Source organism: Amycolatopsis solani (genome assembly GCF_033441515.1).
In the GTDB taxonomy this organism is placed as follows: Bacteria; Actinomycetota; Actinomycetes; order Mycobacteriales; family Pseudonocardiaceae; genus Amycolatopsis; species Amycolatopsis solani.
The window spans coordinates 273039-282601 of sequence record NZ_JAWQJT010000003.1; the positions used below are offsets into that span (position 1 = coordinate 273039).

General features: G+C 74.7%; 1 protein-coding gene. It reads right to left on the reverse strand.

Annotation, left to right across the window (positions count from 1 at the left end):
* Positions 1–94: 94 nt before the first annotated feature.
* Entirely contained in the window at positions 95–9562 is a 9468-nt protein-coding gene (locus tag SD460_RS34080) for an SDR family NAD(P)-dependent oxidoreductase (protein WP_318307280.1), read from the reverse strand.
* Between the last annotated feature and the right edge of the window lies 1 nt (position 9563).

Here is a 9563-nt window from a genome sequence, read left to right on the forward strand (position 1 = left end):
TCCCCCGGCCCGGTTTTCGTGCGCCGGGTGGTCGTGAGTGTTTAGTCGGGTTAGAACCCGACTAAACACTCACGACCACCTTGCACCGAGCGGGTCAGTCGGCGCCGAGCTCCGAGTCGATCAGGCGGAACAGCTCGCCGTCGTCGGCCGAGTCCAGGGACTCCAGGAACTCGCTCTCGCCGCCGAGGCGGTCCAGCAGGGAACGCAGGCGGGTCGTCAGGAAGCCGACGGTTTCGGGGGCCAGGGCGGGATCCGCGGCGAGAGCTTCGAAGCTGCTCAGCGACGACAGCACCTGCGCCGACGGGTCCACCGGCTCCGGGCTCAGCAGCGAAAGCAGGTGCGCGCTGAGCACCCGCGGGTTCGGGAAGTCGAACAGCACCGTCGCCGGCAGCGTCAAGCCCGTCGCGTACCCCAGGCGGTTGCGCAGTTCCACGACCGTCAGCGAGTCGAAGCCGATCTCCGTGAAGCCGGTGTCCGGGTCGATCGCCGCCGGGGAGCCGTGGCCCAGGACGCTCGCCGCCAGTTCGCGGACCAGGCCCAGCAGCTCGCGGTCCTGGGCGTCCGGGGCCAGCTCGCCCAGCCGCGGGACGAACGACCGGACGCCGTCGGCGTCGATGCGGGCCGTGCGGCGGGTCTTCGGGACCAGGTCGCCGAGCACCGGCGGGACGATGTGGCCGCGCAGCACCGTCAGGTCCAGGCCCACCGGGACGACCATCGCGGCCGGCGAACCGAGCGCCGTGTCGAACAGCGCCAGGCCCTCCTCCGGGGTGAACCGGCGCAGGCCGGACTTCGCCAGGCGCTGGGCGTCGACGTCGGCGAGCGTGCCCGCCATGCCGTCCTCCTGCGCCCACGGGCCCCACGCGAGCGACACCGCCGGCAGCCCCTCCGCCCGCCGCTGGGCGGCCAGCGCGTCGAGGAACGAGTTCGCCGCCGCGTAGTTGCCCTGGCCGACGCCGCCGAGCAGGCCGCTCGCCGACGAGTACAGGACGAACGCCGCCAGGTCGAGCCCGCGGGTCAGCTCGTGCAGGTGCCAGGCGCCGTCCACCTTGGGGCGCAGCACCTTCTTCAGCCGCGCTCGCGTGAGCGACCCCACGACGCCGTCGTCGAGGACGCCGGCCGCGTGCACCACCGCCGTCAGCGGGTGGCCTTCCGGGACGCCCGAGAGCAGGTCGGCGACGTCTTCGCGGTCGGCGGTGTCGCACGCCGCGACCCGCACGTCCGCGCCCAGGCCCTTCAGCTCGTTCACCAGCTCCGCGGCCCCCGCGGAGCCGAGGCCCCGCCGTCCGGCCAGCAGCAGGTGCCGGACGCCGTGGTGGGTCACCAGGTGCCGGGCCAGCAGCCGGCCGAGCCCGCCGGTGCCGCCGGTGACGAGGACCGTGCCGTCCGGGTCGCCGAAGCCGGGCTCCGGGCGGTCCCCCGCGGGCGCCCGGACCAGCCGGGCACGGTGCGGGACGCCGTCGCGCACCGAGATCTCCGGTTCGCCGGAGTCGACGGCGGCACGGGCGGCGTCGCCTTCGACCAGCAGGAACCGGCCCGGGTTCTCCGACTGCGCCGCGCGGACCAGGCCCCGCACCGCGGCGGCCGCCGGGCCGTCACCGGTCCGGAACACCACCGGGACGTCGTCGGCGGCGAGGAAGAACTGCAGCTGGTCCAGCACCAGCGCGGTCGCGCGGTGGGTCGCGGTGACCGGGTCGCCGCTGGTGTCCACCGGCACGACGGCCACGCCGTCGTCCTTCGCCGCGGCCACCAGGGCGGCCAGGTCGGTCGCGTCCTCGCCGAGCACGACGAGCCGCTTGCCCGTCGGCGAAACTTCCGGCGAGGGCGTCCACTCGAGGTGGAACAGCGAGTCGTGCCCCTGCTGCCGCGGCGTGGCGGCTTCCCCGAACGACACGGCTTCCGCGGACACGATCAGCGTGCCGCCGGGGTCGGTCAGGGTGAGGGCGATGGCGTCGCCGTCACGGCGGAGGTGCACCCGCGCGGCCGCCGCGCCACTCGCGTGCAGCGCGAACCGCGTCCAGCCCGTGGCCGGGCGGAGCGGGGTGTCCAGCAGGGTCACGGCCTGCAGAGCCGCGTCGAGCAGGGCCGGGTGCAGGCCGAACGCGGCCGCGTCGTCCTGGCGCGAAGCCGGCAGGGCCACCTCCGCGAAGACCTCGTCACCCGAGCGCCACGCCGACCGCAGGCCGCGGAAGGCCGCGCCGATCCCGGCGAGGTCCTCGTAGAAGCCGTCGAGCTCGAGCTCCACGGCCGCGGGCGGCCAGGCCGGGTCCACCGCGGGTTCGGGCGAGCCGGGGGCGAGCCGGCCGGCCGCGGTCCGCGTCCACGGCTGCTCCCCCGCGCCTTCGGGCCGCGTCCAGATGGTCAGATCTCGGGTGCCCGCGGGGTTTTCCGCGCCGACGACGACCTGCGCGTGCACGCCGCCGACCGGCGGCAGCGTCAGCGGGACCTCGACGGTCAGTTCCTCGACGAGGTCGCAGCCGACCTCGTCGCCCGCGCGCACGGCCAGTTCGACGAACCCCGCCTCGGGGAACACGATCACGCCGTCCACGGTGTGGTCGGCCAGCCACGGCTGCAGCTGCGGCGAAAGCGCGCCGGTGAACAGGAACCCGCCCGACTCCGGCAGCGCGACGCCGGCGCCGAGCAGCGGGTGCTCGGCGGAGTGCAGGCCGGACAGCCGCAGGTCGCCGTTCGCGCCGTGGAAGCCCTCGGGCCAGTAGCGGTCCGGGGCGAAGGGGTACGTCGGCAGCGCGACCGGGCGGCCGCCGCCGAAGAACTTCGCCCAGTCGACCGGGACGCGGTTCTGGTGCAGGCGGGTGAGCGCGGTGACGAGCGAGCGCGGTTCGGCGGTCAGGCCGGCGACGACCTCGCCGCCAGTGAGGCTTTCGGCCGCCATCGCGGCGGCGACACCGTCCGGGCCGGCGTCAAGGAACGTCGTCACCCCCGCTTCGGCCAACGTCGTGACGGCGTCGGCGAACCGCACGGCCTCACGGGCCTGCCGCACCCAGTACTCCGGCGCGGTGAAGTCGGCGTCCGCGGCGACGGTCGAGACGATCGGGATCGACGGCGCCGCCAGGTCCAGCCCGGCCACCACGCGGCCGAACTCGGCCAGCGCGGGTTCGATGAGCGGCGAGTGGAAGGCGTGCGAGACGGCGAGCCGCTTGGTCTTGGCGAAGTGCTCCCCCACCGCGAGCACGGCGGCTTCGGTGCCGGACACGACGACCGAGCGCGGCCCGTTGACGGCGGCGACCACGACGTCGTCGCCGAGCAGCGGGACGACCTCTTCTTCGCTCGCCACCACGGAAAGCATCGCGCCGCCCGGCGGGAGGGCCTGCATGAGCCGCCCGCGCGCGGCGACCAAGCGGCACGCTCCGGCCAGGCTGAACACCCCGGCGACGTGCGCGGCCGCGATCTCGCCGACCGAGTGCCCGGCCAGCTGGTCCGGGGTGATCCCCCACGACTCCAGCAGCCGGAACAGCGCGACTTCGAACGCGAAGATCGCCGCCTGCGCGTATTGCGTCTGGTTCAGCAGCTCGGCGTCGTCGCCGTACATGACTTCGCGCAGCGGGCGGTCGAGCTCGACGTCGAGGTGCGCGAGGACGGCGTCGAGCGCGTCCGCGAACACCGGGTAGGTGGCCGCCAGTTCACGGCCCATGCCGAGGCGCTGGCTGCCCTGCCCGGCGAACAGGATCGCGAGCTTGCCTTCCGGCCCGGCCAGGGTCGGCCCGTCGAGCGCGCGCAGCCCGGCGAGCAGCTCGTCCCGGTCGGCGGCGACGACGGCGGCGCGGTGGTCGAAGTGCGTGCGGGTGGTCGCCAGCGCGGCCGCGACGTCGGTGAGATCCGCCTGCGTGGCAACGAAGTCGGCGATCCGCGCGGCTTGTGCGGCGAGGCGCTCCGGAGTGCGGGCCGACAGCAGCACGGGCACCGGGCCGCGCACCGTGGCCGCGGTTGCCCCGAGGTCCTCGGCCTGTTCGAGGATCACGTGCGCGTTGGTGCCGCTGACGCCGAACGACGACACGGCGCCGCGGCGGGCCCGGCCGGTCTCCGGCCACGCGCGTTCCTCGGTCAGCAGCGAGATCGACCCGGCCGTCCAGTCCACTTGGGACGTCGGCTCGTCGAGGTGCAACGTCCTGGGCAGCACGCCGTGGCGGATGGCCTCGACCATCTTGATCACGCCGGCGACGCCCGCGGCCGACTGGGCGTGCCCGAGGTTCGACTTGATCGAGCCCAGCAGCAGCGGCTCTTCGCGGTCCTGGCCGTAGGTCGCGAGGAGCGCCTGCGCTTCGATCGGGTCGCCGAGGGACGTACCGGTGCCGTGCGCCTCGACGGCGTCGACGTCCGATGTGGACAGTCCGCCGTTGGCGAGGGCCTGGCGGATCACGCGTTGCTGCGACGGGCCGTTGGGGGCGGTGAGGCCGTTGGACGCGCCGTCGGAGTTGACGGCGGTGCCCCGCAGCACGGCCAGCGGCGTGTGACCGTGGCGGCGCGCGTCGGAAAGCCGCTCCAGCAGGAGCAGGCCGGTGCCTTCGGCCCAGCCGGTGCCGCCCGCGGTTTCGGCGAAGGACCGGCAGCGCCCGTCGGGGGCGAGCCCGCCCTGGTAGCTGAACTCGACGAACGCGCTCGGGGTCGCCATCACGGTGACCCCGCCGGCCACGGCCAGCGAGCATTCGCCCGACGCCAGCGCCCGCGCGGCCATGTGCAGCGCGACCAGCGACGACGAGCACGCGGTGTCGACGGTGACGGACGGGCCCTCCAGGCCGAACAGGTAGGAGATCCGGCCGGACAGGACGCTGGTGGCGGCGCCGGTGAGCAGGTGCCCGGCCAGCTCCGGCGGCGGCGAATAGCCGTTGCCGGAGCCGCCGACGTAGACGCCGGTGGTGCTGCCGCGCAGGGCTTCGGGGTCGACGCCGGCGCGTTCGAACAGCTCCCACGCCACTTCCAGGAGCTGGCGCTGCTGCGGGTCCATCGCGAGGGCTTCGCGCGGGGAGATGCCGAAGAAGCCGGCGTCGAAGTCCGCGACGCCGTCGACGAACCCGCCCTCGTGGACGTAGGACGCGCCGCCCTGCAGGCCGAGCAGGTCCCAGCCGCGGTCGCCGGGGAACTCCGTGATCGCGTCGGTGCCGTCGGCGACCAGCCGCCACAGGTCCTCGGGCGAGCGGACGCCGCCCGGGTAGCGGCAGCTCATGCCGACCACGACGATCGGGTCGCCGTCGACCGCACCGGCCGCGACGGGCGCGGCGGCCTGGTCCTCGTCACCGAGCAACTCGGCGGCGAGCAGGCGCGCGACGGCGTCCGGGCGCGGGTGGTCGAAGACCAGGGTGGACGGCAGAGTCAGCCCGGTGGCCGCGTTGATCCGGTTGCGCAGCTCGACCGACGTCAGCGAGTCGAAGCCGAGTTCCTTGAAGGGGCGGCGGGGTTCGACCGCGGCCGCGCCCGCGTAGCCGAGCAGGCCGGCGACCTGCGCGCGGACCAGGTCCAGCAGCAGGGTTTCCCGCTCCTTCGGGTCGGCCTCGCGCAGGCGGGCCAGCAGCCCCGAAGCCGCCGTGACGTCGCCCGGACCCGCGTCCGCGAGCGCCCGGACCTCGGGCAGTTCGCCGAGCAGGGTGCCGTCGCGGCGCGAGGTGAGTGCCGGGACGAACCGGTCCCACCGGACGTCGGCGAGCACGACGGCGGTGTCGTCGTGGGCGACGGCCTGGCCGAGCGCGAGCAGCGCCTGCTCGACCGGCAGCGGCGGAAGCCCGCGGGCGCGCAGGAACCCGGCCGTCTCTTCGTCTTCGGCGACGCCGGTGTCCGCCCAGGCGCTCCAGGCCACCGCGGTCGCGGTGCGGCCGCGGTCCCGGCGGTGCCGGGCGAGCGCTTCGAGGCCGGTGTCGACGGCGGCGCGGTCGCGCTGGCCTTCGGCACCCCACACCGCGCTCACCGACGTGAACAGCACGAACGCTTCGAGGTCGGCGTCGGCGAGGTCTTCGTCCAGCTGGACGGCGGTGGTCCACGCGTCGGGGGCTCCGGTCATCCCGGCGGTGTGCAGCACGGCGGTCAGCGGTCGGTCTTCGGGCACCGCGGTCACGACGTCGGCGCCGCATCCGGTGACCCACTCGGCGACGCGCGCACCGAAGCCCTCTTCGGCGCCGGTGACCAGCACCGTGCCGTGCGGACGCCAGGGTTCGGCGGCGCCCCCGGCGGCGGCGTGCACCAGGCGGCGGCCGAACGTCCCGGACGCGCGGACGGCGACCTGGTCTTCCGGGCCGCCGAGCGCGGCGGCGAACCGGGTGGCGGCCCGCTCGTCGAGGGTTTCGGGCAGGTCGATCAGGCCACCCCAGGCCCGCGGGTACTCCAGCGCCAGCACCCGGCCGGCCCCCCAGAGCGCGGCGCGGGCGGGGTCGGCGATCGGGTCCGAGCGGCCGACGGACACCGCGCCGCGGGTGACGGCCCACAGCGGCCGCACCGGGTCGGACCCGGCCAGCAGCTCGGTCAGCGCGGCGGTCGTGGTGAACGTCGTCCCGTCGAGGTCCAGGAACGAGACGACACCGGTGTGCTCGCCGAGTCCGGCCCGCAGGACCTCGACCGGGTCGGCGTCCGAGGCCACCACGAGCCGGTCGGCGTCGAAGGGGAGGTCGAAGCCTTCGGGGACCAGCGCGAGCCAGCGCCCGGCGGCGGGAGTCCCGGCGGGCAACGGCTTCCACGTGACGCGGTAGCGCCAGCCGTCCACAGCGGACTGTTCGCCGCGGCGGCGGCGCCACGAGGACAACGCGGGCAGCACGCGGGTGAGCGCGTCCTCTTCGACGTCGAGGGTGCTGCTGAGCGCGGTGAAGTCGGCGTCGTCGACCGCGGTCCAGAACTCGGCTTCCGCGGGGTCCGCGGTGGTCGCCGGGGCGGGCTCGGGCCAGTAGTTCTCGTGCTGGAAAGCATAAGTCGGCAGCGGGACGACCTTCGCGCCCTCGGCCAGGAAGCTCGCCCAGTCCGGGCTGACGCCGCGGACGTGAGCCTTGGCCACCGACGTCAGGAAGCGGTCGAGGCCGCCATCGGTGCGGCGCAGGGTGCCGGTGACGACCGCGCGGGCGCCGGCGTCTTCGGCGATCTCCTGCAGCGGGACGTTGAGCACCGGGTGCGAGCTGATCTCCAGGAACGCCTGGTACTGCAGGGAAAGCAGCTCGCGGATGGCTTCCTCGAACCGGACGCGCTGCCGCAGGTTCCGGTACCAGTAACCGGCGTCCAGCCGGGTCGTGTCGAGCCACTCGCCGTCCACAGTGGAGAAGAACGGGATGTCCGACTGCCGCGGCTTCAGCCCGGCCAGCGCGGTCGCCAGCTCGTCCTCGATCAGCTCGACGTGCGCGGAGTGCGAGGCGTAGTCGACGTCGATGCGGCGGGCACGCAGGCCGGCCTCGGCCAGTTCGGCGAGGAACTCCTCCCCCGCCGCCGGGTCGCCGGCGACGACGACGGACGACGGGCTGTTGGCCACCGCGACCGACAGCTTGCCGTCGAACCGGGCGAGGCGGGCTTCGACGTCGGCGGCGGGCGCCGACACCGACAGCATGGTCCCGGCCCCGGCGAGCCGGCGCGCGATGGCCTGGCTGCGCAGGGCGACGACCCGGGCGGCGTCGGCGAGGTCGAGCGCGCCGGACACGCAGGCCGCGGCGATCTCGCCCTGGGAGTGGCCGACGACGGCGTCCGGGGTGATCCCGTGCGCCTGCCACAGCGCGGCCAGCGCGACCATCACGGCGAACGACGCGGGCTGCACGACGTCGACGCGGTCGAGCGGAGCTGCGCCCCGCAGGACCTCGGTCAGCGACCAGTCGAGGTACGGGGACAGCGCGGCTTCGCACTCGGCGATGCGGGCGGCGAACACCGGCGACTCGTCGAGCAGCCGGGCCCCCATGCCGGCCCACTGCGCGCCCTGGCCGGGGAAGACGAACACGACCCGGCCGTCGACGTCAGCGACGCCGGTGGTCACCGCCGGGCCCGGGGTGCCGTCCGCCAGCGCGGCGAGGTCGTCGCGCGGGTCCTCGGCGACGATGACCGCCCGGTGGTCCAGCGCGGCCCGCGACTTCGCCAGCGACCAGGCCAGGTCGGCGGCGGAAACATCCCCGGCGTCGAGGTGCTCGCGCAGGCGAGCGGCCTGCGCGGCGAGCGCGGCTTCGGTGCGCCCGGCGACGACGAACGCGCGGACGCCCGGCCGCGCCTCGGTTTGCGGGCGCTCGACCGGTTCCGGCTGTTCGAGGATCACGTGCGCGTTGGTGCCGCTGATCCCGAACGACGACACGGCCGCCCGGCGGACGCGGCCGGCGTCGGGCCACGGCGTGTGCTCGGTGACGACCTCGACCGCGCCCGCCGTCCAGTCCACATGGGACGACGGCTCGTCGAGGTGCACCGACTTCGGCACCACGCCGTGGCGCATGGCCTGGACCATCTTGATCACGCCCGCGACCCCCGCGGCCGCCTGGGTGTGCCCGATGTTCGACTTCACCGAACCCAGCAGCAACGGCGTCTCGCGGCCCTTGCCGTAGGTGGCCAGGAGGCTCTGCGCCTCGATCGGGTCACCGAGTGGCGTGCCGGTGCCGTGCCCTTCGACGACGTCCACATCGGACACGGTGAGCCCGGCGCCGGTGAGGGCCTGCTTGATCACCCGCTGCTGCGACGGTCCGTTGGGGGCGGTCAGGCCGTTGGACGCACCGTCCTGGTTGACCGCCGAACCGCGCAGCACGGCCAGGACTTCGTGGCCGTGGCGGCGCGCGTCCGAAAGCCGCTCCAGCAGGACGAGGCCGACGCCCTCGGCCCAGCCGACGCCGTCGGCGGACTCGGCGTAGGACTTGCACCGCCCGTCGCGCGCGAGGCCGCCCTGGGCGGAGAAGTCCACAAAGGACCCCGGCGTGGCCATGATCGTGACGCCGCCGGCGATCGCCAGCTCGCAGTCCCCGGCCCGCAGAGCCTGCGCCGCCCAGTGCATCGCCACCAGCGACGACGAACACGCCGTGTCGACGGTGACGGCCGGGCCTTCCAGCCCGAGGGTGTAGGAGACGCGGCCGGACAGCACGCTGCCCGCGGTGCCGACGCCGAGGAAGCCCAGCGCCTCTTCGGGGAACTGCGCGCCTTGGCCGTAGTCGTGGTACATCACGCCGGCGAACACGCCCGTCTTGCTGCCGCGCAGCGAAAGCGGGTCGAGGCCGGCGCGCTCGATCACCTCCCAGGAGACCTCGAGGAGGTGGCGCTGCTGCGGGTCCATGGCCAGCGCCTCGCGCGGGGAGATGCCGAAGAGGCCAGGATCGAAGCGGCCCGCGTGGTCGAGAAAACCGCCTTCACGAACGTACGAACGTCCTCGTTCATCGCCGAACAGACCTCCCAGGTCCCAGCCCCGGTCTTCGGGGAACGCTCCGATGCCGTCGCCGCCGTCGAGCACGAGGTCCCACAGCCCCTCGGGCGAGGTGACCCCGCCCGGGTAGCGGCAGGCCATCGACACGATCGCCACGGGTTCCGGTTCCGCCGTTTCGAGCTCCTCGACGCGCTTGCGCGTCTTGGCCAGGTCGGCGGTGACCCACTTCAGGTACTCGACGAGCTTCTTGTCCTCGGTCATG